This window comes from Micromonospora tulbaghiae (assembly GCF_900091605.1).
GTDB classification, from domain to species: Bacteria; Actinomycetota; Actinomycetes; order Mycobacteriales; family Micromonosporaceae; genus Micromonospora; species Micromonospora tulbaghiae.
The window spans coordinates 149,575-174,725 of sequence record NZ_FMCQ01000005.1 but is presented as its reverse complement, the minus strand read 5'-3'; the positions used below and the strand labels follow the sequence as shown (position 1 = coordinate 174,725).

At 72.6% G+C, this 25,151-nt stretch carries 26 protein-coding genes; 12 read left to right on the top strand and 14 right to left on the bottom strand.

The genetic code is table 11. The annotated features are described in order from the left end of the window. Positions 1 to 36 precede the first annotated feature (36 nt). Both GA0070562_RS16805 and GA0070562_RS30690 read right to left on the bottom strand, forming a co-directional pair. A complete protein-coding gene (locus GA0070562_RS16805) occupies positions 37 to 1,137 on the bottom strand; it encodes a cupin domain-containing protein (RefSeq protein ID WP_091422513.1) in 1,101 nt (366 codons plus the stop codon). A 37-nt stretch (positions 1,138 to 1,174) separates the two neighbouring features. Continuing rightward, a complete protein-coding gene (locus GA0070562_RS30690) occupies positions 1,175 to 1,615 on the bottom strand; it encodes a hypothetical protein (RefSeq protein ID WP_254663807.1) in 441 nt (146 codons plus the stop codon). On the opposite strand from GA0070562_RS30690, the gene GA0070562_RS16795 reads away from it, so the two are divergent. Continuing rightward, a complete protein-coding gene (locus GA0070562_RS16795) occupies positions 1,608 to 2,339 on the top strand; it encodes a DUF1275 family protein (protein ID WP_091422508.1) in 732 nt (243 codons plus the stop codon). The genes GA0070562_RS30690 and GA0070562_RS16795 overlap by 8 nt on opposite strands. 104 nt (positions 2,340 to 2,443) lie before the next feature. Here the strand turns inward: GA0070562_RS16795 and GA0070562_RS16790 are convergent, their stop codons facing one another. Both GA0070562_RS16790 and ligD read right to left on the bottom strand, forming a co-directional pair. Beyond that, positions 2,444 to 3,640 carry an NAD(P)/FAD-dependent oxidoreductase gene (locus GA0070562_RS16790; RefSeq protein WP_091422505.1) on the bottom strand — a complete coding sequence of 399 codons (1,197 nt, stop codon included), beginning with the start codon at positions 3,638 to 3,640 and terminating at the stop codon, positions 2,444 to 2,446. Positions 3,641 to 3,759: 119 nt separating this feature from the next. Next, positions 3,760 to 4,719 (bottom strand): non-homologous end-joining DNA ligase, encoded by a 960-nt coding sequence (ligD, locus tag GA0070562_RS16785; RefSeq protein WP_091422502.1) that lies wholly within the window; start codon positions 4,717 to 4,719, stop codon positions 3,760 to 3,762. An 89-nt stretch (positions 4,720 to 4,808) separates the two neighbouring features. On the opposite strand from ligD, the gene GA0070562_RS16780 reads away from it, so the two are divergent. Further along, positions 4,809 to 5,210 (top strand): winged helix-turn-helix transcriptional regulator, encoded by a 402-nt coding sequence (locus GA0070562_RS16780; protein ID WP_091422498.1) that lies wholly within the window; start codon positions 4,809 to 4,811, stop codon positions 5,208 to 5,210. A gap of 1 nt (position 5,211) precedes the next feature. Here GA0070562_RS16780 and GA0070562_RS16775 read toward each other — a convergent pair whose 3' ends face one another. Beyond that, positions 5,212 to 6,390, bottom strand: coding sequence for an FAD-dependent oxidoreductase (locus tag GA0070562_RS16775; RefSeq protein ID WP_091422495.1), 1,179 nt, complete (start codon positions 6,388 to 6,390; stop codon positions 5,212 to 5,214). 56 nt (positions 6,391 to 6,446) lie between these two features. On the opposite strand from GA0070562_RS16775, the gene GA0070562_RS16770 reads away from it, so the two are divergent. The 3 genes from GA0070562_RS16770 (at position 6,447) to GA0070562_RS16760 (ending at position 9,883) form a co-directional block, all read left to right on the top strand. Next, a complete protein-coding gene (locus tag GA0070562_RS16770; protein ID WP_217493431.1) occupies positions 6,447 to 7,037 on the top strand; it encodes a PadR family transcriptional regulator in 591 nt (196 codons plus the stop codon). A gap of 91 nt (positions 7,038 to 7,128) precedes the next feature. Continuing rightward, the gene (locus GA0070562_RS16765; RefSeq protein WP_091423291.1) at positions 7,129 to 7,674 is read left to right on the top strand and encodes a TetR/AcrR family transcriptional regulator; all 546 of its coding nucleotides are present in this window, start codon (positions 7,129 to 7,131) and stop codon (positions 7,672 to 7,674) included. A gap of 28 nt (positions 7,675 to 7,702) precedes the next feature. Next, a complete protein-coding gene (locus GA0070562_RS16760; RefSeq protein ID WP_091422489.1) occupies positions 7,703 to 9,883 on the top strand; it encodes an MMPL family transporter in 2,181 nt (726 codons plus the stop codon). A gap of 34 nt (positions 9,884 to 9,917) precedes the next feature. Here GA0070562_RS16760 and GA0070562_RS16755 read toward each other — a convergent pair whose 3' ends face one another. Next, entirely contained in the window at positions 9,918 to 11,174 is a 1,257-nt protein-coding gene (locus GA0070562_RS16755) for an erythromycin esterase family protein (protein WP_091422486.1), read from the bottom strand. Between the two features lie 89 nt (positions 11,175 to 11,263). Here GA0070562_RS16755 and GA0070562_RS16750 point away from each other — a divergent pair, with 89 nt between their 5' ends. Next, on the top strand, positions 11,264 to 11,458 hold the full coding sequence (locus GA0070562_RS16750) for a DUF2795 domain-containing protein (protein WP_091422483.1): 195 nt from the start codon (positions 11,264 to 11,266) through the stop codon (positions 11,456 to 11,458). On the opposite strand, the gene erm is transcribed toward GA0070562_RS16750, so the two are convergent. Beyond that, the gene (gene erm / locus GA0070562_RS16745) at positions 11,442 to 12,248 is read right to left on the bottom strand and encodes an ErmE/ErmH/ErmO/ErmR family 23S rRNA (adenine(2058)-N(6))-methyltransferase (RefSeq protein WP_091422481.1); all 807 of its coding nucleotides are present in this window, start codon (positions 12,246 to 12,248) and stop codon (positions 11,442 to 11,444) included. The genes GA0070562_RS16750 and erm overlap by 17 nt on opposite strands. Before the next feature lie 475 nt (positions 12,249 to 12,723). On the opposite strand from erm, the gene GA0070562_RS16740 reads away from it, so the two are divergent. Continuing rightward, on the top strand, positions 12,724 to 13,662 hold the full coding sequence (locus GA0070562_RS16740; RefSeq protein WP_139135466.1) for a hypothetical protein: 939 nt from the start codon (positions 12,724 to 12,726) through the stop codon (positions 13,660 to 13,662). Positions 13,663 to 13,673: 11 nt separating this feature from the next. Here the strand turns inward: GA0070562_RS16740 and GA0070562_RS16735 are convergent, their stop codons facing one another. Beyond that, a complete protein-coding gene (locus GA0070562_RS16735) occupies positions 13,674 to 14,570 on the bottom strand; it encodes a Gfo/Idh/MocA family protein (RefSeq protein WP_091422476.1) in 897 nt (298 codons plus the stop codon). Positions 14,571 to 14,700: 130 nt separating this feature from the next. On the opposite strand from GA0070562_RS16735, the gene GA0070562_RS16730 reads away from it, so the two are divergent. Further along, positions 14,701 to 15,117: a hypothetical protein gene (locus tag GA0070562_RS16730; RefSeq protein ID WP_091423288.1), complete on the top strand. Its 417-nt coding sequence runs from the start codon at positions 14,701 to 14,703 to the stop codon at positions 15,115 to 15,117. Then, positions 15,110 to 15,526 (top strand): hypothetical protein, encoded by a 417-nt coding sequence (locus GA0070562_RS16725; RefSeq protein ID WP_091422474.1) that lies wholly within the window; start codon positions 15,110 to 15,112, stop codon positions 15,524 to 15,526. Before GA0070562_RS16730 ends, GA0070562_RS16725 begins: the two co-directional genes overlap by 8 nt. Positions 15,527 to 15,552: 26 nt before the next feature. On the opposite strand, the gene fabG is transcribed toward GA0070562_RS16725, so the two are convergent. Together fabG and GA0070562_RS16715 are read right to left on the bottom strand one after the other, a co-directional pair. Next, positions 15,553 to 16,311 (bottom strand): 3-oxoacyl-ACP reductase FabG, encoded by a 759-nt coding sequence (gene fabG / locus GA0070562_RS16720; RefSeq protein WP_091422471.1) that lies wholly within the window; start codon positions 16,309 to 16,311, stop codon positions 15,553 to 15,555. 61 nt (positions 16,312 to 16,372) lie between these two features. Further along, complete coding sequence (locus GA0070562_RS16715) at positions 16,373 to 18,025, bottom strand: alpha-amylase family protein (RefSeq protein WP_091422467.1); 1,653 nt, start codon at positions 18,023 to 18,025, stop codon at positions 16,373 to 16,375. A 53-nt stretch (positions 18,026 to 18,078) separates the two neighbouring features. Between GA0070562_RS16715 and GA0070562_RS16710 the strand changes: the two genes are divergently transcribed. Further along, positions 18,079 to 18,672, top strand: a complete 594-nt coding sequence (locus GA0070562_RS16710) for a DUF1349 domain-containing protein (protein ID WP_091422465.1) — start codon at positions 18,079 to 18,081, stop codon at positions 18,670 to 18,672. A 71-nt stretch (positions 18,673 to 18,743) separates the two neighbouring features. Continuing rightward, the gene (locus GA0070562_RS16705) at positions 18,744 to 19,406 is read left to right on the top strand and encodes a DedA family protein (protein WP_091422459.1); all 663 of its coding nucleotides are present in this window, start codon (positions 18,744 to 18,746) and stop codon (positions 19,404 to 19,406) included. A gap of 13 nt (positions 19,407 to 19,419) precedes the next feature. Here GA0070562_RS16705 and GA0070562_RS16700 read toward each other — a convergent pair whose 3' ends face one another. From GA0070562_RS16700 to GA0070562_RS16685, 4 genes are all read right to left on the bottom strand, one after another. Beyond that, on the bottom strand, positions 19,420 to 20,985 hold the full coding sequence (locus tag GA0070562_RS16700; RefSeq protein ID WP_091422457.1) for a cellulose binding domain-containing protein: 1,566 nt from the start codon (positions 20,983 to 20,985) through the stop codon (positions 19,420 to 19,422). Positions 20,986 to 21,125: 140 nt separating this feature from the next. Then, a complete protein-coding gene (locus tag GA0070562_RS16695) occupies positions 21,126 to 22,550 on the bottom strand; it encodes a carbohydrate-binding protein (protein WP_091422454.1) in 1,425 nt (474 codons plus the stop codon). Positions 22,551 to 22,628: 78 nt separating this feature from the next. Further along, positions 22,629 to 23,375, bottom strand: coding sequence for a YidC/Oxa1 family membrane protein insertase (locus tag GA0070562_RS16690; RefSeq protein WP_091422450.1), 747 nt, complete (start codon positions 23,373 to 23,375; stop codon positions 22,629 to 22,631). Positions 23,376 to 23,501: 126 nt separating this feature from the next. Then, positions 23,502 to 23,777, bottom strand: coding sequence for a DUF6412 domain-containing protein (locus tag GA0070562_RS16685; RefSeq protein ID WP_091422448.1), 276 nt, complete (start codon positions 23,775 to 23,777; stop codon positions 23,502 to 23,504). A gap of 184 nt (positions 23,778 to 23,961) precedes the next feature. Here GA0070562_RS16685 and GA0070562_RS16680 point away from each other — a divergent pair, with 184 nt between their 5' ends. Then, positions 23,962 to 25,110, top strand: coding sequence for a carboxylate-amine ligase (locus tag GA0070562_RS16680; protein ID WP_091422445.1), 1,149 nt, complete (start codon positions 23,962 to 23,964; stop codon positions 25,108 to 25,110). Positions 25,111 to 25,151 lie beyond the last annotated feature (41 nt).

The window sequence follows — 25,151 nt, the reverse complement described above, 5'->3', positions numbered from 1 at the left end:
CACGATCCTGTGGCGTCCGCGCTCAGCACCGCGTCCTCAGTGCCGTTGCAGCGGGCTCTTCGTCTTCGGCAGCGCCTCGATCAGCTCGCGCGGCACGTTGATCGTGTCCGCGACCACCTCCGGCGGGATGTTCGCCAGCCACTGCGCGAGCGACACGTCCTCGAACTTCGCGGTCCGGAACAGCTCCAGGTAGACGAAGGGCTTGTCGCCGATGTTCTCGATGTAGTGGCCCATGGAGATCGGCACGTAGCCGACGTCGCCGGTCTCCATGTTGTAGGTGCGGGCCGTGGCGTGGTTGGCGAAGACGCCCATCCGCCCCTTGCCCGAGATGACGTACTGCATCTCCGCGCCGTTGGGGTGCCAGTGCAGTTCCCGCAACGCGCCGGGCTCGATCTCCACCATGGCGACGGTGGTGGTGATCGCCGCGGCGAAGTTGCTCGAGTCGGCGATGCGTACGCTGCCGCCCTCGAACTTCTCCGGCGTCTGCGCGAGGAGGCTGTGCTTGAACGTCCGGGGCACGTCGCCGGTGGGGCTGAAGACCCGGTCCTCGGCCAGCGGCGGCGGGCTCTGGCCCGGGAAGATGTAGCGTTCCGACTCGGCCGGGAAGTTGGCCATCTGCTGCATCGTCCAGCCGAAGTTCTTGGCGATGACCTCCCTCGGCACGTGCGAGAAGAAGTCGGTCACCTGGAACGTCGCGTCCTCGGAGTAGCAGCCGTCGTCGAAGACGAGCAGGAACTCCACGCCCTCGTCGTGCGCCTGGATGTGGTGCGGGATGCCGGCCGGGAAGTACCAGAGGTCACCGGCCTTGACGTCCTCCAGGAAGTTGCGGCCCTCCTGGTCCACGGCGGCGATCCGGCAGCTGCCGGTGAGGACGAAGGCCCACTCGGACTGGATGTGCCAGTGCAGTTCCCGGTACGCCCCGGGGTTGAGCTTCATGTTCACGATCGCCAGGTCGTGGGCGATCGGCAGGAGACGGTTGGTGACCTCCCGGGTCCAGCCGCCGCTCTCCTGCCGGGTGTGCGCCAGCGAGAACGGGAACACCAGGTTGGGCATGAGCCCGTTGTCTGTCGACGGCGGATTGACCAGGTCGGGGTGTGACTGGTCGATCGCGGGATTCCGCGGGACCGTGCCGACCATCTGGTGGTCCTTGGGCGATGATCCCATTCCGGCACGGTCATTGGATCGGGGCATGACGGATTTCCTTCCGGGTGTGGGCCGCCGATTCGGCGGCCCGGGACGGGACGAACAACGCCCGCAGGTGTTCCGGGCTCTGAAAGGCCACCGCGAGCGGAATCGCGACACAGAGGAACAGCGACGCCGCGATGCTCCAGACCGGAGCATCCGTGGCGACTCCGGCGACGGCCAGCGCCGCGATCGAATAGAACGTGACGCGGATTCTGGCGACGGGGAGCACGAACATGCGCTCGGCCTCCTTCGGCTTCGAGTCTCGCCGTCGAGACGCAATTGCGATGCTGCCGAATCGGATCCCCCCGGTGAATAACGCGATCGCGCCATTCACCGGAACGGACGGGAAACCCTTTTCCCGGCACTTCCGCGCATCGCGCGCCGCACCGGTTTCACGGGTGCGACCGGGGGTAGGGAGGGCGATGTCCAACAACGCGGAGGATCGCTGGCGGGTGGGGGAATACGACTTCCACGTACCGTTTCTGGCACTTGCGCTCGCGACCGGCCTCGCCGGTGTGGTCGACGCATTCTCGTTCCTCAAGTACAAGGTGTTCGTGGGTATTCAGACCGGCAACGTGGCGTTCGTCGGAATGGGGGCCGCCGATCACTTTCCGCCCTGGCCGGCCGCGGTGGCGTCGCTTGTCGCGTTCGGCCTCGGCGGCCTGCTCGGCGCCGGGATCCGCCGCCTGCGCCCGGCCGGCCCGCTCACCCCGCCGGGCATGGAACTGCTCGCCATGCTGGCGCTGCTCGTGCTCTGGGGCCTGGTGGACCGGTCCCTCGACTCGGGGCGCGACTCGCTGACCGAGCGCACGATCCTGACCGCGCTGCTGGCGTTCCCGGTCGGCATCCTCGGCGGGTTGATCGTCCGCACCTTCGGCGTGCAGACCGCCACGTCGTACCAGACCGGCACCGTGCTGCGCACCACGAAGGGCATCGCCGACTGGGTGTTCGAGCCGGAGGGCCGCAGCGCGGCCGGGCGGCTCGCCGCGACCGGCCTGCTCTGCCTGGTCAGCTACGCGATCGGCGGGTTCGTCGGCGCGGCCACCGAGACCCGCCCGATCTGGACGATGATCGTCACCTGGGCCCTGGCCGTGGTGCTGATCGCGCTCACCTGGGGCAAACGCCCACCGGCCACCGCGACGCGGCGTCGCTGACAGACCAAATCACCGAAGGCCCCCGGCCAGCATGGTCGAGGGCCTTCGGTGATTGGGGCTCACCCGCGTCCCCGATCATCGGGGGCCGGTCCGTCCCCTCGGGCTTACGCCGACTGCCGGGCCACGCCCGGATCCCGGTTCGCTTGTGCCTGTACCAGTTGCCCGCGCTTGTTGTTGGGCAGCCACCGGTGCGAGCCGGGCTTGCGGGCCTCGTTCGTGAGATGGCCGACGCCGAACTTGTAGGTGAGCGCCTTGAGTCTCCCGCCGAGCCGGCCGCCGATGAACAGTCTCATCGCGGTGTCGTCCCGGCCGGCGAGCTGGTAGATGCCGGCCTGCGGCCCGAGGCCGACGCACATCGCGTTGAAGAAGACGCTGGCCGGCTCAGGCCGGAGGCCTGCCATCCGCCGCAGCAACGTGTCGGCGGCGTGCGCGCCGAGGCAGCCCGCGGTGTACGCGCTCATCCGATAGGGCACGCCGGAGGGTGCGGTCGAGTCTCCGGCCGCGACGATGCGGTCGTCGTCGATGCTGGTCAGTGTCTCGTCGGTGAGCAGCCGCCCGATGCTGTCGGTCCGCAGTCCGCTGCGCACGGCCAGATCCGGCACGCCGAAGCCCGCTGCCCAGACGGTGATCGCACTCGGCAGAACGCGATCGTCACGCAGCCGCACGGCATCACGCGTGACAGCGGTGACCTCGGTGCCGGGTCCGTCGAGAACCGTCACACCGAGCCTGGCGAGTGACCTGGCGGCCGCGCGCCGCGCGCGTGGATGCAGGTACGCGCCGAGCGTACCGCCGCAGACCAGACTCACCCGGTGGCCGCGTCCGGCGAGTTCGGCGGCGGTCTCGATGCCGGTCGGCCCCGCTCCGACGACCGTGACCGCGGCCCCCGCCGGGCTTTCGCCGATGATCGAGCGCAGCCGCTGCGCCGCCTCGATGGTGGCCATCGGATAGGCGAACTCGGCCATTCCGGAAACGGGCGGCTCGGCGCTCGCGCTGCCCACCGCGTAGACGAGATAGTCGTAGCCGAGTGCGCCGATCTCCGCGAGAACCACGCGGCGCTCGGTCGCGTCGATCACCGTGACCGCGTCCTGAACCAACTGGACACGCTCGTGCAGGACCTCCCGGTAGTCCACCACCGCCTCGTGCGATCCGGCGACCAGATGGTGCAGCCGCGGCCGGACGACGAAGTCCGGTCGTGGGTTCACCACTGTCACGCTGACGTCGTCGCGCTGCATCAGCCGGTTGGCCGCCATGACACCGGCGAAACCGCCGCCGATCACTACCACCCTGGTGTACCCGGTCATGCCTGAACTCCTTCCGCTGACGGTTCGCACCCAAGACACCGGCCGGGCGCACCGTGTGACAGAAGTGGCTCAGGTCACCGGTCAGTCGTGGAAGGAATCGGCGCTGGTCCGCCCAGGGCTCACCCGGCCTCGCGGCGGGCCTTGGCGCGGCGTTTGCCCTCGTGCATCGCCTGGACCCGGGCCACCGGGATGGTCCGCCCCTGCTCGACCAGCTCCACCGGCAGCCGCTGCGGCGCGGGCAGCGCCTCCGCCCAGGGATCCCGGTCGCCCAGCAGCGCGGGCACGCTCCGCACGGTGAAGTCGGCCGGGCTCGCGCTCTCCAGGTCGGCCCAGCCCACCGGGTACGAGACCGGTGCGCCGGGCCGGATCCGAGGGCTGTAGGCGGCCACCACTGTCGCCCCGTACGCCCGGGTGGAGTCGACGAAGACGCGGCCGCCGCGGTCGGCGACGACGAACGCGGTGGTCGCGGCCGCCGGGTCGAGCCGTTCGGTCCGGGCGGCGAGCGCCCGGGTCGCGGCGGCGGCCTCCTCCGCCGTGGTGGCCGGGTCGACCGGCACGATCACGTGCAGCCCCTTCGCCCCGCTCGTCTTCACCGCCCCGGCCAGACCGGCGTCGGAGAGCGCCTGCCGCACCAGCAGCGCGACCCGCACCACGGCGCCGAACGCCTCCCCCTCCGGCGGGTCGAGGTCGAGCACCAGGTGGGACGGGTGCTCGGGCGCGCCGGTACGGGCCAGCGTCGGGTGGTACTCCACCGCCCGCTGGTTGGCGAACCAGAGCAGCGTCCGGCGGTCGTCGCAGAGGGCGTACGAGATCCGCCGGTGCGACGCCTCCGCCCACACCTCGGTGCGGCGCACCCAGTCGGGCGTGTACTTCGGCAGGTTCTTCTGCATGAACGGCTCCTGGCCGGGCCGCACCCGCAGCACCGACAGCGGCCGGTCCCGCAGTTCCGGCAGGATCCGGCCACTCACCGCGTCGAGATAGTCGACCAGGTCGCGTTTGGTCGCCCCGGCGCCGTCGAACAGCGGCTGGTCGAGGTTGGTCAGCGACACTCCGGCACGGGTCTCGTCGGCGGCGCCCATCGGACCACCATCCCGGGCCGGGCCCGGCTCGGCAACCCCGACACGGTGCCCGGCGCACCTCGCCGTCGCGCACCTGGGACGATCGGGGCGTGGGTGAGGCAGAGGCGGACCGGTGCGGTCCCGGCGCGGCGGAGCAGGCCAGCGCGTGCACCGTACGGGAGGCGCTGGACCGGGTCGGCGGCAAGTGGGCCATCGGCATCCTGATCGCCGCCTCGGCCGGTCCGATCCGCTTCACCGAGCTGGAGCGCCGGGTGGAGGGGATCAGCCGCCGGATGCTCACGCTGACGCTGCGCAACCTGGAGCGGGACGGGCTGCTGGACCGGCACGTGCATCCCACGGTGCCGCCGAAGGTGGAGTACACCGCGACGCCGATGGCCCGGGAGCTGTACGAGTCGCTGGTGGCGCTGACGAGCTGGGCGGAGCGGCACCGCGAGGCGATCAGCGAGGCGCGGGCGGCGTACGACAGCGCGCACGGGCGGCCGCCCGCCTGACTCAGCCCGCCACCCGCTCCGCCCAGTCGACGTGGTGGCCGAACAGCCATGCCTGCGCCGCGCCGCCGTTGCGCGCCAGGTACCGGGCGGCGAGCGGCATGCCCAGGTCCCGGACCACGCGCCCGACCGGGCCGGCGACCTTCGTGGTGCTGGTCCGCCGTCCCTGCGCGACCACCCGTTCCACCCGTTCGCGGCGCAACCGCTCGTACGCCCGGAACGCCGCCGGCACGTCGGGCAGGTCGCGCAGGCAGCGGGCGAGCTGGACGGCGTCCTCGAAGGCCATCGCCGCGCCCTGCCCGGAGGAGGGGGCGGCGGTGTGCGCCGCGTCGCCGATCACGATCATGCGGTCGCGGTGCCAGACCGGCACCGACGGCAGGTCGTACGTCGGCCAGCCGTACTCGATCCGCGCGGTGTGGTCGAGGATTCTCGTCGCCGGCCCCGGGTCGTCGGCGAGCAACGCGCGCAGCCGGGAGCGGGCCTCGTCCGGGCCGATCGCGGCGAGTTGCTCCCGGCTCGGCTCGGCCGGCTGCGGCGGGTTGGCGAACCACCAGACGTCGTCCTCCCCCACCACGATCCAGCAGAAGAAGCAGCGGCGGCCGAACATCATCTGCATCACGCCGCGCTCGTCGGGCAGGCGCAGCCCGCGGGCGAAGCCACCGGCGTTCAGCAGCGGCACGTAGCGGGGCTCGGGTGCGGCCGGGTCGATCAGCGTGCGGACCCGGGAGCGCAGCCCGTCGGCGCCGATCAGCAGATCGCCGTGGGCGGTCCGGCCGTCGGCGAAGCGGGCGGTCACGCCGCCGCCCGCGGCCACCGCGTCGGTCAGCCGCGCGCCGTGGACGAACTCGACGCCCCGGCGCAGCGCCTCGTCGCGCAGCGCCCGGTAGAGCTCGGAGCGACCGACCGTACGGCTGCCGGCCGCGTCGAACTCCGCGAGCCTGCGCCCCCTGTGGTTGCGCATGGCCATCCGGGGTGTCGGGTGCCCGAGCCCGGCCACCAGGGTGTCGAGGTCGATCGCGCGCAGCGAGTCCAGCCCGTTCACCGAGAGCGTCAGGAACGCGCCCACCCCGACGGCGTCGCGCGGGTACGCCTCGTACACCGACGCGTCGATGCCGGCGCGCCGCAGCGCCATGGCGGCGACCGGGCCGGCCAGGCCGGCGCCGACGACAACAGCTTTAGTCATTCCATGACTATACATAGAATGACTATGCGTCGACAGGGGCCACCTAGGGTGTGTGCATGACGGTTCGTCGCTCGCCGCTGGCGATGATGGTGCTGGCCCTCCTGGTCGAGGAGCCGATGCACGCGTACCGGATGCAGCAGCTCATCCGGGAGCGGGAGAAGCACGACGTGGTGAACGTGGCGCAGCGCAACAGCATCTACCAGACCATCGAACGCCTGCGCCGCGACGAGCTGATCCGGGTCGCCGAGACCACGCGCGAGGAGGGGCGGCCGGAACGCACCGTCTACGCGCTCACCCCGGCCGGGCGGCGCACGCTCGACGGGTGGCTCGCCGACGCGCTCGCCACTCCCGCCCGGGAGTTCCCGGAGTTCCCCGCCGCCCTGTCGTTCCTGCCCATCCTGCCGCCCGGGGAGGCCGCCCGGCGGCTCGACCAGCGGGCCGGCGTCATCGAGGCGCGGCTGCGCGAGCGGGAGGCGGCGCTGAGCGCGGTGGACCTGCCCCGGCTCTTTCTGGTCGAGGACGAGTACCAACTGGCAGTGCTCCGCGCCGAACTGGACTGGGTGCGCGAGCTCGTCGCCGACCTGCGCTCGGGTGCGCTGACCTGGTCCGGGGAATGGCTGGCCGACTGGACCGGAACACCAGGCTGACCTGGGGAAACAGGCCGTTGTGGCGAAGGCCACGCTGCGGATCTGACCGATCGGTCAGCACCTGACCGATCGGTCAGGCATGCTGGAGGACATGGCGCGACCCACCACCGCCACCCACGACGAGCTGCTGGCCGCGGCCGCTCGCCGGTTCGCCGTCACCGGGTACAAGGGCACCTCTCTCCAGGACATCGCCCGCGACGTCGGCTGCTCCAAGGCGACGGTGCTCTACCACTTCGCCAGCAAGGACGCCCTGCTCTGCGAGCTGATGGCCCCGGCCATCACGATGCTGGAGGAGCTGGACGCCCGCATCGCCGCGCACACCGGCGCCGAGGCCCGGCGCGCCGCCGCGGACGGCTTCGTCGACCTGGCGGTCCGCTTCCGCCGGGAGATCGCGCTGCTCCGGGGAGAGTTCCCCGACCTGCTCCAGCAGCCCGCGTTCGCCCACATCCAGCAGATCTCCGAACGACTCGTCGCCGCGTTCGCCGGCTTCTCCGACCGTCCGGAGGCACGCGTCGCGGCGCTCGTCGTGCTCGCCGGCATCGCCGAGACCTGCGGCGAGTTCCTGGACATCCCCGACGAACAGCTGCGACCCGCGCTGCTCGCCGTGGCGTACCGCGCGCTCGAAGTCACCACCTGATCCGTTCCTGCGAGGACAAGGAAGGTCCATGGCGACCCTGCTGTACCGGCTCGGCCGGGCATCCCTGCGCCGGCGACGACTCGTCGCCGTCGTCTGGCTCGTCGTACTCGTCGGCCTCGGCCTGGCCGCGGCCACGCTGAGAGGCCCGACGGCGAGCAACTTCACCATGCCGGGCACCGAGTCGCAGAAGGCGATCGACCTGCTCGCCGACCGCTTCCCGGCGGCCAGCGGCGCCACCGGCACGATCGCGATCAAGGCGCCGCAGGACGGCGCGCTGACCACGCCCGCCGGTCAGGCGGTGGTCACGCAGGTCACGCAGGAGGCGGCCACGCTGCCCGGCGTGGTCGGCGCGGTCGACCCGTACCAGGCGCAGGCGCTCACCCCGGACGGCCGGTACGCGCTGATCCAGGTGCAGTTCGCCGGCGGTGCGGACGACGTCACCGACGAGCAGCGCGACGCGTACGAGAAGGTCGGCGCGCAGGCCGAGGCGCAGGGCTGGCAGATCGCCCCCGGCGGCGAGGTGCTCAACGCCGAGCCGGAGGTCGGCTCCACCGAGGCGATCGGCGTGCTGGTCGCGGCGATCGTCCTGGTGATCACGTTCGGCTCGCTCGTGGCGGCCGGCATGACCATGCTGAACGCGCTGATCGGCGTCGGTGTCGGCATGGCCGGTCTGTTCGCGCTCAGCGGCGCGGTCGAGCTGACCAGCACCGCGCCGATCCTGGCGCTGATGCTCGGCCTCGCGGTCGGCATCGACTACTCGCTGTTCATCACCTCCCGGCACCGGCAGAACCTGCTCGACGGGCTCTCCCCGGAGGAGGCGGTCGGCCGCGCGGTCGGCACCGCCGGCTCGGCAGTGGTCTTCGCCGGCGCCACGGTGGTGGTGGCGCTCGCCGGCCTGGCCGTGGTGGGCATCCCGTTCCTCACCGTGATGGGCCTGGCCGCCGCCGGCACCGTCACGATCGCCGTGCTGGTGGCGATCACGCTGGCCCCGGCGCTGCTCGGCTTCGCCGGCCACAAGGTGCTGCCGCGCAAGCTGCGTGACCGCAAGGCGGTCGAGGACCCGACCACCGGCTCGGAGGACCGCTCCGGCTTCGGCTTCCGCTGGGCGCGGTGGGTGACCAAGCTGCGCATCCCGGTGATCCTCGTCGGGCTGCTCGGCCTCGGCCTGCTCGCGATCCCGGCCCAGGACATGCGCCTGGCGCTGCCGGACGCCTCCGCCGCCGCCGAGGGCACCCCCGCCCGGGTCAGCAGCGACCTGATCCGCGAGGGCTTCGGCCCCGGCTTCACCGGCCGGCTCGCGGTCGTGGTGACCGCCGACTCGCCGCAGGCCACCCAGGCCGCCATCCCGCAGGTGACCGCGCTGGTCCAGAAGACCGACGGGGTGCTGGCGGTGGCGCCGCCGCAGGTCGACCCGTCGGGGCGTACCGCGCTGATCGGGGTGATCCCGAAGACCGGGCCGACCGACGAGGCCACCGAGACGGTGGTGCACGACATCCGTAAGCAGGTCTCGGGCATCCAGAACGCCGACGTGCTGCTCACCGGCGTCACCGCGGTCGGCATCGACGTGTCGGAGAAGCTGTCCGACGCGCTGCCGGTCTACCTGCTGCTGGTGGTGGGCCTGTCGATCCTGCTGCTGATGCTGGTGTTCCGGTCGATCCTGGTGCCGGTCAAGGCGGCGCTGGGCTTCCTGCTCACCGTGGCGGCCACGTTCGGCATCACCGTCGCGGTGTTCCAGCAGGGCCACCTGGCCGACCTGGTCGGCCTGGACACGCCGGCACCGCTGGTCAGCTTCCTGCCGATCCTGCTCATCGGCATCCTGTTCGGCCTGGCCATGGACTACGAGGTCTTCCTGGTCTCCCGGATGCGCGAGGACTTCGTGCACGGCGACACCGCGCAGCAGGCCACCATCAACGGCATGGGGCACGGCGCCCGGGTGGTCACCGCCGCCGCGCTCATCATGATCTCGGTGTTCGGCGGCTTCGTCTTCCTGGAGGACCCGATCATCAAGTCGATGGGCTTCGCGCTCGCCATCGGTGTCGCCATCGACGCGTTCGTGGTCCGGATGACGATCGTGCCGGCGGTGATGTCGCTGCTGAACAACGCCGCCTGGTGGCTGCCGCGCTGGCTGAACAAGATCCTGCCCAACGTGGACGTCGAGGGCGAGGGCCTGCGCGCCCACCTCGCCGAGAAGCAGCACGCGAACGTGTGATCCGCACGGGTGGGGCCCTACGGGGCCCCACCCGTCACACACCAGCCGGATACGTCTCCATCTCACCGGGTGTGACGCAAGCCGGCAGCGGATGCAGCGCCGTGGTCTCGTCGCACCAGATGAACGCGTCGTAGCGCTCACCCAGCCGGGTCGGCACGTAGTTGCCCCAGGACTCGAAGCTCGGGTCGTACACCACCCCGATGGCCCGGTGGTCCGCCTCGCCGGTCACCCACTCCGGCTGGTCGTCGCCGCCGAAGACCAGCACCGCCCGGTCCGGCATCAGCTCGTGCAGCCGATGCTCCACCGAACCCTCCCGGGCCGGCGGCACCACCATCTTCTCGGCCGGTGAGCCCCAGCGCGGCGCGGCGATCACGCTGCCGTGCCAGCTGCCGAACCCGATCAGCGCCACCGCGTCCGGGCCGTGCCGTTCCCGGCCGAGCTGCCCGATGTTGACCATGCCGTCCGCCGCCATGTCGGTGGCCCGGGCGTCGCCGACGTGCGTGTTGTGCGCCCACACGATGCCCCGCGAGCCCGGCCCGTACCGGTCGAGCAGCCGGTCGAGCGTGTCGGCCATGTGGACGTCGCGGACGTTCCACGACTCGGGGCCGCCGCCGACCATGGCCCGGTAGTACCGTTCCGCGCCGGCCACCACCTCCGCGTTCTGCCAGGCCGAGAAGCGGTCCGGGCCGTCCGCGGTGGCCTGTTCCCGGGTACGCGCCAGCAGCCGGACCACCTCCTCCTCGCACCGGGCGGAGACGAACCGGCTGGCCATCCCGTACTCCTCGGGCCGCTTGCCGTACGGCTCGAAGCAGCGGTACGCCTCCTGGGCCGCCTCCAGCGAGGCCGGGTCCTCCTCACCGAGGTAGTCGAAGATGGCCTGCATCGACTCCCAGAGGGAATACACGTCCAGCCCGTGGAAGCCGGCCCGCTCCCCCTCGGGGCGTTCCAGGTTCCACGCCCGCAGCCAGCGGCAGAAGCGGGCCACCTCGGCGTTCGCCCACATCCAGGTGGGCCAGCGTTCGAACCGTTCCAGCGCGACGAGCGGATCGGCCGGCCCGTCCGGCGCGCCGACCACCGACCGGTGCACCCGGTCGCAGTCCGGCCAGTCCCCCTCCACCGCCACGAAGTCGAACCCCTGTTCGGCGATGAGCCGCCGGGTCAACTGTTCCCGCAGCCGGTAGTAGTCGTAGCTGCCGTGCGTCGCCTCGCCGATCATCACCACCCGGGCGTCCCGCACGCGGTCCAGCAAGGGGTCGAAGTCGCTCGGCGCGCCGAGCCGCTGTACCAGCATGTCCGCGGCTACCCGGGGCCCGCCGGGACAAACCGCCGCCGCGGCCCGGCGGCGGGCATGCCGCCGGGCCCAGCGGGTAGCCGGGCGGCATGACCGTCACCGGCGCGCAGTTGCAGGAGTTCCTGGCCGGGCTGGACTACCCGGTCTCCCGGGAGGACCTGGTCCGCTGGGGCCAGGAGAACGGCGCCAGCACCGAGACGCTCCAGCGACTGCGCACGCTGCCGGCCGAGGAGTTCGACACCCCGGCCGAACTGGTCGAGGCGCTCGTCACGCTCGCCGGTTGAGCGGCGCGTGCAGCAGCCGGAACAGCACCAGCCACTGTTCCGGCCAGACCAGCCCGACCGGGGTGTCCGGCGCGATCCGCGCGGCCCGCAACGCGCCGTCGACCCGCGGCCTGGGGTGGCCCGCGCGCAGCGAGGCGGCGAGCGAGCCGCCGACTCCGCCGAAGCCCAGCTCCACCATCCGCCGGTACGCGGGCAGCGCGGCCGGCGCCACGAGTGGCGTCGGCCGGCGCTCCAGCCGCAGGATGCCCCCGTCCACGCCCGGCACCGGCCGGAACGCGGTCCGGGGCACCCGCCCGGCCAGCCGCCAGTGGTACTCGGGCCAGGTGAGCACGGTGAGCCGGCTCCACCGGCCGTGGTCGCCGGTGCGCTTGCGGGCGTAGTCGAGCTGGGTGAGCAGCGTCGCGGTACGCAACCCTGGTGCGGCCAGGCACCAGCGGACCACCGCCGCGGTGAGCGACCAGGGAATGTTGCCCGCCACCGAGAACGGGCCGGCGGGCGGGGACGCGGTCAGGAAGTCGGCCGCCCGTACCTCGACGTTCGGCAGCGGAGCGCAGGCCGCTGTCAGCTCGGGCAGCACGGCCGGGTCGACCTCGTACGCGATCAGCCGCCCGCACCGCGCGGCGAGCGGCCGGGTCAGCCGGCCGCGACCGGCGCCGACCTCCAACAGCAGGTCGTCCGGGCCGGACCGGACCGCGCGGACCATCCGCGCGACGGCGGCCGGGTCGGCGAGGAAGTTCTGGGACAGTACGCGATGGGACCGGTCGCGTGCGGTGTTTCGGCGGGGCGCCACGGGTTCGTCCTGTCTGTCGCCGGACGGCGACGGGTACGGACCGCTGCGCGGGTGTCCCCCGCCGTCGAGGCGGCGTGGGGCGGATCGGGCGGGCGGTCCGAGCGGATCGGGACTCGGACGACCCTGGGGAGTGGCCGGGACGCGGCGCATGCCGGAGACAGCCACCTCGGCGAGGTGGCGTGGTCGAACCACGGGTGCCGCCACCTCGGCGAGGTGGCACGACCGGCGCCCCTCGGGGCGGGTCGGGAACCGGCGGTCAGGTCAGACGCGGGCGGCGTACCGGCCGGCCAGGGCCGGGCGCCGGAACCGCGGACGGGCGTCCAGGAGGAGCCCACACGCGGCCGGCGCGACGGCCACACGGATCAGGGCATGCGTGAACATGCCGCCACGCTAACGCCCGGGTCCGGCCCGGGCGACCGGTTTTCTCCCGCTCGGCGGTGCGCCGGCCGACGCCCGTTGATCTATCCTTTGTGGAATGTACAAATATGCCGGGGCCCAGATGGAACCGACCTACGCCGACTTCGGCTCCGAACCGCCGCGTACCGGGAACGTCACGATCACCGGTGTCGAGCGGTCCTCGGCTGCCGGCGACCACCTGGCAATCGGCGCCGGCGGATCGGTCGAGCTGGAGTTCGACGTGCCCGACCCGGTCGTCGTCCAGGAGGCCTGTGTCGCCCTGCGGGCGCTCACGTCGATGTTCTCCCGCGAGCCCGGATACGCCCCGCTCACCGTTCGCCTCAACGGCAGACCGCTGGCCGACCGGATGCGGATCCCGAATGGCGGTGGCCTGCCGCAGCGTCTGGTCTTCGCGGTCCCCGCCGAGGACCTGGTCGCCGGCCGGAACACGTTGCGGATCGACAGCGGCGCCGACGCCCGCAGCATGCTGTGGTTGTACCGGGTGACGATCGATCCGATGCACGCGCACGACCAGGCGGGCCTGGCGCTGGCACGGCAGGCGATCGCCGAGCCCGTGCTGCGGTACGCGACCGCCGCCGGGGAGGTCACCATTCTCATCGACCGCGGTGAACAAGCCCTCCTCGACCAGGTGGCGTGGGCGGACACGTCCGGCGCGGAGTACGCGATCACGTTCGAGCAGCAGCACACCGCCTTCTACGGCTGGCGCCGGCAGCCGGGTCAGCGGCCGAGGGAGTTCCGCGGCCGGCTCGCCGGGCGCGGCTCCAGGGCCGAGCAGGCCCGGCGGTTCACCACGGAGGAGGGCTGGAGCGGTGGGTGGCACCGCTCCGGGGACCTGCTCGTCGCGGTGGGTGTGCCCGGGCACGCGGTCACCAGGATGAGCTGGCGCCACGGCAGCGGCAACAACGGCACCGTCGCTTTCGCCGACGACGGATTCCTGGGCACGTACCAGCGCACCGGGGAAGGACCCATCGGCTACCGCGGCCGTCCCGGCTCGTGACCGTCCCTTCCTTACAGGTCGACGGTGCGTCCCTGCGCCCGGGCGGTCTGCGCGGCGTCCAGCACCGCCACCACCTCGCGGCCGAACCGCACGTCGCAGCGGTGGTCGCGGGTGCCCGCGTCGACCTCCTCCAGCAACTGGTCGAGCGCGGCGCCGAACGCCTGGAGCGCGCTGCCGTCGCCGGGCGGCACGGTCTCGGTGCCGTTCTCGCCGAAGAAGACGAAGTCCCGGGTGACCGCCTCGGACGGCGCGTCCAGGGTGAGCGAGAGCGAGCTGGTCGCGCCGCCGTCGTGGGTGAGCAGCAGGTGCACCAGGCCGCTCGGGCCGTCCATCGCGGCGACCCGGGTGACCCGGCCGAGCACGGGCAGGATCAGGGACAAGGCGTGCGGGCCGATGTCCCACAGCGCGCCGCGCTCCCGCCGCCAGGTCGAGTCGCCGTACGGGTTCCCGGGCTGGAAGATCGAGGCGAACATGGTGGCGCGGGCGTGCTGCCAGCCGCCGGCCGCCGCGGTCGAGGCGAGGAAGCCGGTGACGTTCGGGTGGAAGCGCTGGGTGAAGAAGACCACCGAGGCCACCCCGGACGCCTGCGCCGCGGCGACCACCCGGTCGGCGTCGGCCAGGTCGAGCGCCAGCGGCTTGTCCAGCAGGAGGTGCCGCCCGGCGGTGGCGGCCCGGACGGCGATGTCGGCCTGCACGTCCGGCGGGAGCGCCACGGCGACCGCGTCGCAGGCGTCGATGAGCGCGTCGACGTCGGTGAAGGCCGGTACGCCGTGCCGGGTGGCCAGTTCCTCGGCCTTCGCGGGGTTGCGCCCCCACACGCCGGCGAGCTGGGCCCGCGGGTGCGCCTCGATGGCTGCGGCGTGCGTCTGCGCCGCCCAGTAACCCGTGCCGAACAACCCGATCCGCACCCCGACCCCCTGCCGTCGACGTCGCCACCGGCGTACGCCGGGACCGTGATCCACGCTAGTCCCCCGACCCGTCCGGCGCGCCACGACCCGGCGGGCGAGCCGCTACTACACGGATTAGTAGGCTGTGCCGGTGAACGACACCGTGTCGACGACCAGTGCGGCGGCCGCCTCCGCCTCCCCGGTGGACGGGCCGCTCGCCACGGTCGCGATCGTGATCTCGCTGGCGGTCGCCGTCTGGGCCCTGGTGGCGGCGGTACGCCACCGGCCGCCGGACCGGATCCAGTTCGTCGGCCTGGCCGTGCTGGAGGTGGCGCTGCTCGCCCTCACCGTGACGGCGCTCGTCGCGCTCGGCGGCGGGGACCGGCCGGGCGAGCCGGGCGCGTTCTTCGGCTACCTGGCGACGCTGGTCTGCCTGCCGCCGCTGGCCTGGGTGCTGGCCCGGATGGAGCCGACCCGCTGGGGCTCGGGCATCGTGTGCGCGATCTGCCTGGTCACGCCCGTGGTGGCGGTACGGCTCCAGCAGACCTGGGAGGCCCTCGGTGGCTGAGACCACGACCGAGCAGCGCGCCACCAACCGGGGGCCGGGCCGGTTGCTGATCGCCGTCTACATCGTCTTCGCCATCGCCGCGACCTCGCGGGCCGGGCTGCAGATCGCCACGAAGTTCGACGAGGCGCCGGTGGCGTACCTGCTCTCCGCGCTCGCCGCGCTGATCTACATCGTGGCGGCGGTCGGGCTGGCCCGGGCCGGGCACGCCGGCCGCCGGATCGCGCTCGCGTGCTGCACCGTCGAGCTCGTCGGGGTGCTCGGGGTGGGCGTGCTGAGCATCGCCGACAAGGAGCTGTTCCCGGACGAGACGGTCTGGTCCGACTTCGGCAGCGGCTACGGCTACGTACCGCTGGTGCTGCCGGTGCTCGGCCTGTTCTGGCTCTGGCGCACCCGGCGCGACCCCGCCTGAGCGGGCCCGCGCCGGGTGAGGGCCGGTCAGTCCTTCGGACCGCCGGCGACGTAGATGACCTGGCCGGAGACGAAGGACGCGCCCTCGCCGACCAGGAACGAGATGGTGTGCGCGACGTCCTCCGGACGGCCGGGACGGCGTACCGGGATCTCGGCGGCGGCGTGCTTCTGGAGGTCGTCGAAGTCGACCTTCATCCGCGCCGCGGTCGCCGCGGTCATGTCGGTGACGATGAAGCCCGGTGCGACCGCGTTGACCGTCACGCCGAACGGGCCCAGCTCGATCGCCAGCGTCTTGGTGAAGCCCTGGAGGCCGGCCTTGGCGGCCGAGTAGTTCGCCTGGCCCCGGTTGCCGAGCGCGGAGGTGCTGGACAGGTTGACGATCCGGCCCCACTTCGCCTCGACCATGTGCTTCTGCGCGGCCTGGCTGAACAGGAACGCCCCGCGCAGGTGCACGCCCATGACCGTGTCCCAGTCGCCCTCGGTCATCTTGAACAGCAGGTTGTCGCGCAGCACACCGGCGTTGTTGACCAGCACGGTCGGTGCGCCAAGTTCGGCGGCGATCCGTTCGACGGCGGCCTCGACCTGGGCCCGGTCGGACACGTCGGCGCCGACGCCGAGCGCCCGGCCGCCGGCCGAGCCGATGGCGTCCACCGTCTCCTTGGTGGCGGACTCGTCGATGTCGACCACGGCGACGGCCATGCCGTCGGCGGCCAGCCGGCGGGCGGTCGCCGCCCCGATGCCGCGCGCGGCTCCGGTCACGATGGCGACGCGGGGCTCCTCCGACATGCTTACCTCCCGGTAACTTGTGGCTCGATCGAAGGAGCTTAACCCGCCGGTACGCCGCCCCCTACCGCTCGTGGCCCCGGCAGAGCCGGATCCACCGGTAGCCGTACCCGCCGAGCTTGAGCCGGTCGAGCTTGCCCACGTCCTCGTAGTTGCGGTCGCTCAGCACGTCGATCGGCAGGTCCGCCTCCGGGGCCAGCGTGCTCAGGTCGACCTCGACGTCGGAGGTGCCGAGGTTGTGCAGGAACACCATGGTCCCGGTACGCCCGTCGGCGCGGTGCGCGAGCACGCCCGGCGGCATCGGCACGTCGATGTGGGTGGTGCTGCCCGAGCCGGTCTCCGGCGCCTCCCGCAGCGTCCGGATCATCCGCTCGAACCAGCCGAGCAGCGAACGCGGGTCCTTGCGCTGGGCGGTGACGTTGACCTTCTGGTAGCCGTACTCGCCCTTGTCGATCACCGGGCGGACCAGTTTCTCCGGCTCGGCCGTGGAGAAGCCGGCGTTGTCCGCGTACGACCACTGCATCGGGGTACGGATCGCGTCGCGCCCGTCCAGCGACAGGTTCTCCCCCATCCCGATCTCCTCGCCGTAGCGCAGCACCGGCGTGCCGCGCAGCGAGAACTGCAACGAGTACGCCAGCTCCATGTGCCGGCGGTCGTTGCCGAGCATGGGTGCGAGACGACGGCGGATGCCCCGGCCGTAGAGCTGCATGTTCTCGTCCGGACCGAACTCCGCCAGCACGTCGTTGCGCTGGTCGGCGGTGAGCCGGGACAGGTCGATCTCGTCGTGGTTGCGCAGGAACGTCGCCCACTGGCCGCCGGTGGGCAGCTTCGGGGTGTCGCGCAACGCCTCGATGATCACCTCCGGGTCCTCCCGGGCCAGGGCGAGCATCAGCCGGCCGTTGAGCATGAAGTCGAAGAGCATGTGGATCCGGTTGCCCGAGCCGCTGCCGTCGCCGAAGTAGACGGGCAGCTCGTCCGGCTCGACGTTCGCCTCGGCCAGCAGGACCGAGTCGCCGCGCCGCCACTGCACGTGCTGGCGCAGGTCGGTGAGGAAGTCGAAGTCCTTCGGTGAGTTCGGGTTGCCCGGCTCGGTGCGCTCGATGATGAACGGCACCGCGTCCATCCGGAAGCCGGAGACGCCGAGCTGGAGCCAGAACGAGGTGATCTTCTTGATCTCCGCCCGGACCTGCGGGTTCTCGATGTTCAGGTCCGGCTGGAACTTGTAGAAGCGGTGGTAGTACCACGCCTTGGCGGTCCGGTCGTAGGTCCACGTCTCGTGCTGCTCGCCCGGGAAGACCATTCCCTGGTGGCGGTCGGCGGGCTCGTGGTCGGCCCAGACGTACCAGTCCCGGTACGGCGAGTCGGGCGAGGACCGGGCGGACTGGAACCACGGGTGCTGGTCCGAGGTGTGGTTGACCACCAGGTCGATGATCACTCGGATGCCCCGGTTGCTCGCCTGGTGCAGCAGCTCGGCGAAGTCGCCGAGCGTGCCCAGGCGCGGGTCCACGTTGTAGAAGTCGGTCGCGTCGTACCCGTCGTCCTCGTTGGGCGAGGGGTGGATCGGGTTCAGCCACAGGCAGGTGACCCCGAGCCGGGCCAGGTAGTCGAGCCGGCCGATCAGCCCCTGGAAGTCACCCACCCCGTCGCCGTCGGAGTCCGCGTACGTGTCGACGTCGAGGCAGTAGACGACCGCCTCCTGATACCACCTGTCACCCATGCGGCTACTACTTCTCCGAAGGCGCACGGCGGCAAACCCGGTACGGTGCCGGGATGGACGAGGAGGCGTACGACTGGTCCGCGGGCACCTGGCTGAACCCGCCCGAGCGGGCCGAGCCGGCCGGCGGCGGCCTGCTGGTCGAGCCGCGCGGCGGCAGCGACTTCTGGCGGCGCACCAGCTACGGCTTCGTGCACGACGACGGCTCGGCGCTGCTCGCGCCGTTCGGCGTGGACAGCGCCGTCGAGGTGTCGTTCCGGCTCGACTACTCGGTCCAGTTCGACCAGGCCGGCGTGCTGGTGCGGGTGGACGAGCGGCGGTGGACCAAGGCCGGGGTCGAGGTGAGCGACGGTTCGCCGCAGGTGGGAGCCGTGGTCACCGACGAGTTCTCCGACTGGTCGGTGGCGCCGGTGCCGGACTGGTCGGGCCGGGAGGTGACGGTCCGGGTGAGCCGGGCCGGCGACGCGCTCACCGTGCGGGCCCGGTGCGAGGACGAGCCGTGGCGGCTGGTCCGGGTCGCCCCGCTCGATCCGGCGGCGCAGGCCTCGGCCGGGCCGTACTGCTGCTCGCCCAGCCGGGGTGGCCTGGTGGTCCGCTTCACCGGCTGGCGGCGGGGTCCCGCGGACGCCGCGCTGCACCCGGAGGGCTGAGTCACAGGTGTGACGGCCACCGGTCCGGGTAACACCTTCGGATCTCCCGGCTCTCGCGTGGAAGGACCGCCATGGCCCTGGCCCAGGACGTCGACCCGAACCAGTTCACCGGGCTGACCGGCTGGGTGGCGAGCGTGATCGACTCGTTCGGCGCGGTCGGTGTGGCGCTGCTGGTGGCGCTGGAGAGCATCATCCCGCCGATCCCGAGCGAGATCGTGCTGGCGATGGCCGGCTACCTGTCCGCCGAGGGCCGGTTCAACGTGGTGCTGATCGTGGTCGCTGCGACTGTCGGCTCGCTGCTCGGCGCGCTGGTGCTCTACTGGCTCGGCGCGGCGCTCGGCGAGGAGCGGCTCAAGCGCTGGCTGGACCACATCCCGCTGGTCGACCTGGAGGATCTGGAGAAGGCCGACCGCTGGTTCGAGCGGCACGGCCGGTGGGCGGTGCTGATCGGCCGGGTGGTGCCGGTGGTGCGCAGCCTGGTCTCGATCCCGGCCGGCGCCAACCGGATGCCGCTGGGCGAGTTCATCCTGCTCACCACGCTCGGCAGCGGGGTGTGGAACGCCCTGATCGTCGGCGCCGGCTACGTCCTCGGGTCGCGGTGGGAGAACGTCGACAGGTACAGCCAGTGGTTCAACTACGCGATCTTCGCCGTCTTCGGTTTCATGATCGTGAGCTGGGCGGTGAAGAAGGTGCGCCGGCGGCGCGCCCGGCAGTCGGTGACCACCGGGCGCTGACCGCCGCGCGGGCTCAGAAGCCCGCTGTGATGCCGGTGAACTCCCAGGTGTTCTGCGCGATGCCGGAGCAGTTGGCGACCACGCCGCCGCCGGGGCAGGGCCGGTCCCGGTTGACCGACCAGAACGTGAACCGGGCCAGGCCGCGGGCCTTGGCCCAGTCGCGGATCTGCGTCCAGGTGGCCGGCGAGGTCAGTTCCTGCTGGTCGGAGAGGCCGTTCATGCCGGACAGGCCCATGTGCGCGTACGCGGTGGCGTCGGACCAGCCGAACGCGTTCTTCAGCGCGTTCTTCAGGCCCTCGGCCGCGTTCACGGTGCTCTGGTACATGTTCGCGCCGCCGCCGAAGTCGAACGGCATGATCGTGAACACGTCGATCCCGGCGCCCTTGGCCGCGGCCTGGTTGATCAGCCGGGTGCCGTAGTACGACGGCCCGGTGGTCGAGGTGCCGAACGTGATGATCGTCTTGATGCCCGGGTTGTTCTGCTTGACGATCTTCAGGGCGTCCAGGATGCGGTCCTGCACCACCTCGTTCTCGAACTCGTCGCTGTTCTCGATGTCGATGTCGATCGCCTTCAGCCCGTACGCGTTGATGACCTGCTGGTACGCGCCGGCCAGCGCGGCGGCGGTCGAGCAGTTCGGGCCGAGCTTGTTGCCGCTCCAGCCGCCGAAGGACGGGATGACGTCGCCGCCGGCCGCCTTGATCGCGGCGATGGTGGCGGCGTGCGTGCCCCCGGTCAGCGGGCCGTTGCCGTCCCAGGCCGGGGTGCAGCCGCCGCCGGAGAGCACGAACGCGATGGTGAACCACTTGATCCCGGTCGCACCCATCACGGTGGCGGGCGCGGGCGGGTCGCCCCAGCCCGGGTAGAGGTAGGGCGCCGCGGCCATCGCGCCACTGCCGCCACCGGTGCAGCCGCTGGTGGTCGCCGCGACGGCCGCCGACTTCGCCGACTCGCCGGTCCCGTTGTACGCGGCCACGGTGTAGCTGTGCCCGCTGCACGCGGCCAGCCCGGAGACGGTGGCCGAGGTGCCGGTGACGGTGGCCCTCACCGTGCTGCCCTCGTACACCCGGTAGCCGGTGACGGTGCCGGAGACCGCGTTCCAGGCGAGCGAGACCGACGACGCGGTGGTGCCGGTGACCCGCAGCCCGCCCGGCGTGGCCGGTGCGCCCGGGTTGCCGGGGTTGCCGCCGCCGGTGCAGGAGGCGCTGTTGACAGTGCAGTTCACCGGGTCGCCGGTGCCGCTGACGACGAAGCCGAAGCTGGTGCTGGCGCCCGGGGCGAGCGCGCCGTTCCAGGACTGGTTGACGGCGGTGACGTGCTGGCCGGAGGTGGTGAGGCGGGCGTCCCAGAACGAGCCGAGCGTGCTGCCGGACGGAAGGTCGAACTGGACGTTCCACGAGGAGATCGCGGCAGAGCTGTCGTTGGTGACGGTGAACCGTGCCTCGTACCCGCTGCTCCAGCTGGAGGTGCGGACGAAGGCGGCGGTGGCGGCGGAGGCGGGTGGCGCGGCGAGCAGGGCACCGGCGACCACGGCGGTGGTCAGCGCGGCAGCGAGCGTCGCCAGGCGGGGGCGGAGTCTCACGGCGTCCTCCAGGGGACGGGCGGGGGGTGGAGAGGGATTCACAACCGTCGACGTGCGCCTATTATTAGGAGTGTTAACTGTTTCTGTCCAGCACCGGTTCGGCGCGGCCCGGTACGTCCGGGCCGCGCCCCGGCCGCGCCTCAGCGGCGGAAGGTGAACCAGTTGACGTTGACGAAGTCCGACGGCTGGCCACTGCTGAACGTCAGGTAGACGGTGTGCCGCCCGGTCACCGCGCTGACGTTGCCCGGCACCGAGCGCCAGGTCTGCCAGCCGCCGGTGTTGCCGACCGCGAAACTGCCGATCGGCGGCGCGGTCGGGCTGTCCACCCGGACCTCCACCAGCCCGCTCACCCCGGACGCCGCGCCGGACGCGACCCGGGCCACGAAGTCGCGCGGCGGCGTGGCGCCGAAGTCGACGTTGTCGTAGCGGGCCCAGTCGCCGTTGGCGAGCCAGCCGATGTCCTGCCCGCCCTCGGAACAGGTCTCCACCTGCACGCCGTTCTGCGCGTTGAACGACTCGGCCTGGATCGTCGCGTACGCGTCCCGCACCCCGCCCGGCGGGGGCGTGGTCGGCGTGGGCGACGGGTTGCTCCCGCCACCCCGGGTGTAGACGGCCACGTAGTCGACGAGCATCGACCGGCCGGACACGGTCGAGGCGGTGGGCGTCGCCGAGCCGGCCACGCCGTCCGGAAAGCCGCCGCCCATCGCCACGTTGAGCAGCAGGAAGTAGCCGGCGTGGTTGGTCATCTGACTCCAGTAGGGCTCACCGATCTGGTTCTGCCCGACGGTGTGGAAGAGCTGGCCGTCGACGTACCAGCGCAGCTGCTGCGGGCTCACCGAGGCGTCCCACTCGAACCGGTAGGTGTGGAACGCCGACTGGCAGGTGCTGCCCGGGCAGGCCCGGGACGCGCCGATGCCGTTGAACTCCCCGCACGGGCCGCCCGGCGCGACACCGCAGTGCAGCACGCCCCAGACCGAGTTGATCCCGTTGACGTTCTCCATCACGTCGAACTCGCCGATGCCCGGCCAGTTCTGGTAGTTGCCCCGGTACGGCGAGCCGAGCGCCCAGAACGCCGGCCAGTACCCGGACGCCGCCGCGCCTGTCACGTTCGGCATCTGGATCCGGCCCTCCAGGGCCAGCACGCCACCCGACGGCGCCTTGAAGTTCGAACGCACCGTCTCGATCCGGGCCGAGGTCCAGCGGCCGGCCGAGTCCCGCAGCGGCGTGATGCGCAGGTTGCCCGAGCCGTCGTGGGCCAGGTTGGCGGTGCTGGAGGTGTAGGTCTGGATCTCGCCGGTGCCCCAGTTGGCCGGGCCGCCCGGGTAGCTGGTGCCGGTGTCGATGATCCAGTTGGCGGACGAGGGCAGGGTGCCGGCGGAGCCGGTGAAGTCGTCGCTCCACACCAGGCTCCAGCCGGACGGCGTCGGGGGCACCGCCGCCTGGGCGGTCATCGAGACGCCCGCGAGGGCTGTGGTGAGCGCGAGGACGCCGGCGGCCAGGGCGAGCCGGCGGCGCGGTCGGGGCACGGTGGCGGAGGCGGCCGGAGCCGCCGGGATCGGGTTCATGCGGGGTGCCTCTCTGCGGGGACGGGACCGGGAGAGCGCTCTCTGAGAGCGATTTCTACGCGCCCGCCCCCGCACTTGTCAACGCTTGTCGATGGCCGCCGCCGGCTGCGGCCGCCGCAGCACCACCTGCTCCAGCGCCGTCCACGCCGTCGTGGTGACCAGATAGAGCACCGCCGCCAGCGGCACCACGAGCGCGACGAGCACTGTGCCGTACGGCAGCAGCGGCAGCAGCCGCCCGAGCACCGCCGCGCCCGGACCCTCGGTCGGGGTACCGGCCACGGTGCCGGTGGCGGCCGCCGCCCGGCGCATCCGCCGCGAGGACCACCAGGCAAGCGCGAGCAGCGCGGCCAGCAGCACCCCGAACACCAGCGGCACCGGGCCGGCCAGCCCGTCGCCGAGGTGCCACCCCAGCGGTACGCCGGCGAGCCGCTCCCCCAGCAACTCCGGCGCCCCGTCCCCGGTCGCGAACACGCGGTACATGACCAGGAAGAACGGCGCCTGCAACAGGGCCGGCAGGCAGCCCGCGACCGGGCTGGCCCCGGCGTTGCGGTAGAGCGCGAACACCTCACTCTGGAGGCGGGCCGGATCGTCGGCGTACCGACGCTGGAGTTCCCGTACCTCGGGGGCGAGCGCCGCGCGACGCCGTTCCCCGCGTACCTGGGCCACCGTCAGCGGCGAGATCAGGAGCCGGACGGCGACTGTGAACAGGACGATGGCGGCGGCCGTCGCGGCGCCGCCGGTGAGCGGGGCGAGCACGTCGGCGAGCCAGGTGACGACGGTGGCCGCGGCCGAGGCCGCGGAGTGCAGCGGTGCGAAGGCGAGCATGGGTGGACCCCTCGATGGCGATTCCGGGTGTCCCGGGCGGCGACGTGCCGCGCGGCGGGACGGATGACGACGGAATCGGCCGCGAAAGCCGGGGATGGAGGCCCGCCGACGCGGGCCGGGAGGTGGCTACGCGGCCGAGGGGTGCAGGCCGGGTGCGCGGGGGCGCGGACGTCCCGGCGCGTCCGGGTCGACCTGCCGGGGCACCCCGCGACGGCGGGCGCGGGCCCGTAGTGCGGCGGCGAACCGGGTGCCGGGCGGCGTGGGCAGCGCGCGGACCCGCAGCGCGAGCAGGGTGGCGAGCAGCAGCGCGGCGACCACCGCCGCACCGGCGAGCAGCCCGGCCGGCCGGTCGGCGAACAGGGCGAGGGCGTAGGCCCACGCCCCCGTCAGCACCGCCAGCATCCCCGCCACGGGACCACCCTAGCCCGCGTTGTCACGCCCTACCGGCCCATGCGCGAACGCACCCGGCCGACCCGAACGGGCGAACCGGCGCCGACACGCCCACCGGCACGTTTCCCGAAACGGACACGGTGGGTAACAGGCCCTCGACCACGCGGCACGGTGCCGTGAGCGGTCCGGAGAGACGGTGGTGACGATGAGTGGCTCAGTGGCGGAGCGGGAGCGGAGCGCCGAACCGGGCGGAACCGACCTGCTGACAGTCGGCGTCGAGGAGGAGTTCCTGCTCGCCGACCCGCACACCGGCACCGCCGTACCCGCCGTCGACCTGGTGATGGAGCAGGTGCCGGCCGAGCTGCGAGGTCAGGTGGAACGCGAGTTCCAGACCAGCCAGATCGAGATCGGCAGCCCGCCCGGGCTGGACCTGTCCTCGATCCGGCACTCGCTGTCGATGCTGCGGACCGAGCTGGCCGACGCGGCCGAGCGGGCGGGCGTACGGCTGCTGGCGATCGGCACCGGGCCGGTCGACGGTCCGGTGCCGCCGGTGGTGGACAAGCCGCGCTTCGACCGGATGATCGAGCGGTTCCGGCTGCTGGTGCCCGGTCCCGGCAACAACGGCATGCACGTGCACGTCGGCATCCCCGACCCGGACACCGGCGTGCAGGTGCTCAACCACGTCCGGCCGTGGCTGCCGATCCTGCAGGCGGTCACCGCGAACTCCCCGTTCGCCCGGGGCGAGGACACCGGGTACGCGAGCTGGCGCTCGGTGGAGTGGGAACGCTGGCCGTCGGTCGCGCCCACGCCGTTCCTGGAGTCGCACGAGCACTACGAGCGGCTGATCCGGCAGCTCATCGCCAGCGGGGTGATGCTGGACGAGGGGATGCTCTACTGGTACGCCCGGCTCTCCGCCAAGTACCCCACCGTGGAGATCCGCATCGGCGACGTCTGCCCGTCCGTGGACGACGCGGTGCTGGTGGCGGCGCTGGTCCGCGCGCTCGTCGCCACCGCGCTCACCGAAATCGCCGCCGGCCGTCCGGCGGTCAACACCGACCACCACCTGCTGGTGGCTGCGCACTGGCGTGCGGCCCACGACGGGCTGGAGGGCGAGGGCGTGGACCTCACCGACGGTGAGCTGCGGCCGGCCTGGGAGCTGCTGGACCGGCTGGTCGACCGGCTGCGCCCGGAACTGGAACGGCACGGCGACCTGGACCGGGTGACCGATCTGCTCGGCGGGCTGCGCCGGCACGGCAGCGGCGCGGCGCGGCAGCGGGCGGTGTTCGCGCGTACCGGGAGCCTCGTCGACGTGGTCGCGGACGTGGCGCGGCAGACCCGTGGCTGAGCGGCCGCACGGCCGCGGCCCGGCGTGACAGGATGGGCGAC

Bases quoted from the DNA above. Each gene is read 5' to 3' on its own strand.
- GA0070562_RS16805 (WP_091422513.1), bottom strand. From the start codon at position 1,137: ATGGTCGGCACGGTCCCGCGGAATCCCGCGATCGACCAGTCACACCCC.
- GA0070562_RS16795 (WP_091422508.1), top strand. From the start codon at position 1,608: ATGTCCAACAACGCGGAGGATCGCTGGCGGGTGGGGGAATACGACTTC.
- GA0070562_RS16790 (WP_091422505.1), bottom strand. From the start codon at position 3,640: ATGACCGGGTACACCAGGGTGGTAGTGATCGGCGGCGGTTTCGCCGGT.
- ligD (WP_091422502.1), bottom strand. From the start codon at position 4,719: ATGGGCGCCGCCGACGAGACCCGTGCCGGAGTGTCGCTGACCAACCTC.
- GA0070562_RS16775 (WP_091422495.1), bottom strand. From the start codon at position 6,390: ATGACTAAAGCTGTTGTCGTCGGCGCCGGCCTGGCCGGCCCGGTCGCC.
- GA0070562_RS16770 (WP_217493431.1), top strand. From the start codon at position 6,447: ATGACGGTTCGTCGCTCGCCGCTGGCGATGATGGTGCTGGCCCTCCTG.
- GA0070562_RS16765 (WP_091423291.1), top strand. From the start codon at position 7,129: ATGGCGCGACCCACCACCGCCACCCACGACGAGCTGCTGGCCGCGGCC.
- GA0070562_RS16760 (WP_091422489.1), top strand. From the start codon at position 7,703: ATGGCGACCCTGCTGTACCGGCTCGGCCGGGCATCCCTGCGCCGGCGA.
- GA0070562_RS16755 (WP_091422486.1), bottom strand. From the start codon at position 11,174: ATGCTGGTACAGCGGCTCGGCGCGCCGAGCGACTTCGACCCCTTGCTG.
- GA0070562_RS16750 (WP_091422483.1), top strand. From the start codon at position 11,264: ATGACCGTCACCGGCGCGCAGTTGCAGGAGTTCCTGGCCGGGCTGGAC.
- GA0070562_RS16740 (WP_139135466.1), top strand. From the start codon at position 12,724: ATGTACAAATATGCCGGGGCCCAGATGGAACCGACCTACGCCGACTTC.
- fabG (WP_091422471.1), bottom strand. From the start codon at position 16,311: ATGTCGGAGGAGCCCCGCGTCGCCATCGTGACCGGAGCCGCGCGCGGC.
- GA0070562_RS16715 (WP_091422467.1), bottom strand. From the start codon at position 18,025: ATGGGTGACAGGTGGTATCAGGAGGCGGTCGTCTACTGCCTCGACGTC.
- GA0070562_RS16710 (WP_091422465.1), top strand. From the start codon at position 18,079: ATGGACGAGGAGGCGTACGACTGGTCCGCGGGCACCTGGCTGAACCCG.
- GA0070562_RS16705 (WP_091422459.1), top strand. From the start codon at position 18,744: ATGGCCCTGGCCCAGGACGTCGACCCGAACCAGTTCACCGGGCTGACC.
- GA0070562_RS16695 (WP_091422454.1), bottom strand. From the start codon at position 22,550: ATGAACCCGATCCCGGCGGCTCCGGCCGCCTCCGCCACCGTGCCCCGA.
- GA0070562_RS16690 (WP_091422450.1), bottom strand. From the start codon at position 23,375: ATGCTCGCCTTCGCACCGCTGCACTCCGCGGCCTCGGCCGCGGCCACC.
- GA0070562_RS16685 (WP_091422448.1), bottom strand. From the start codon at position 23,777: ATGCTGGCGGTGCTGACGGGGGCGTGGGCCTACGCCCTCGCCCTGTTC.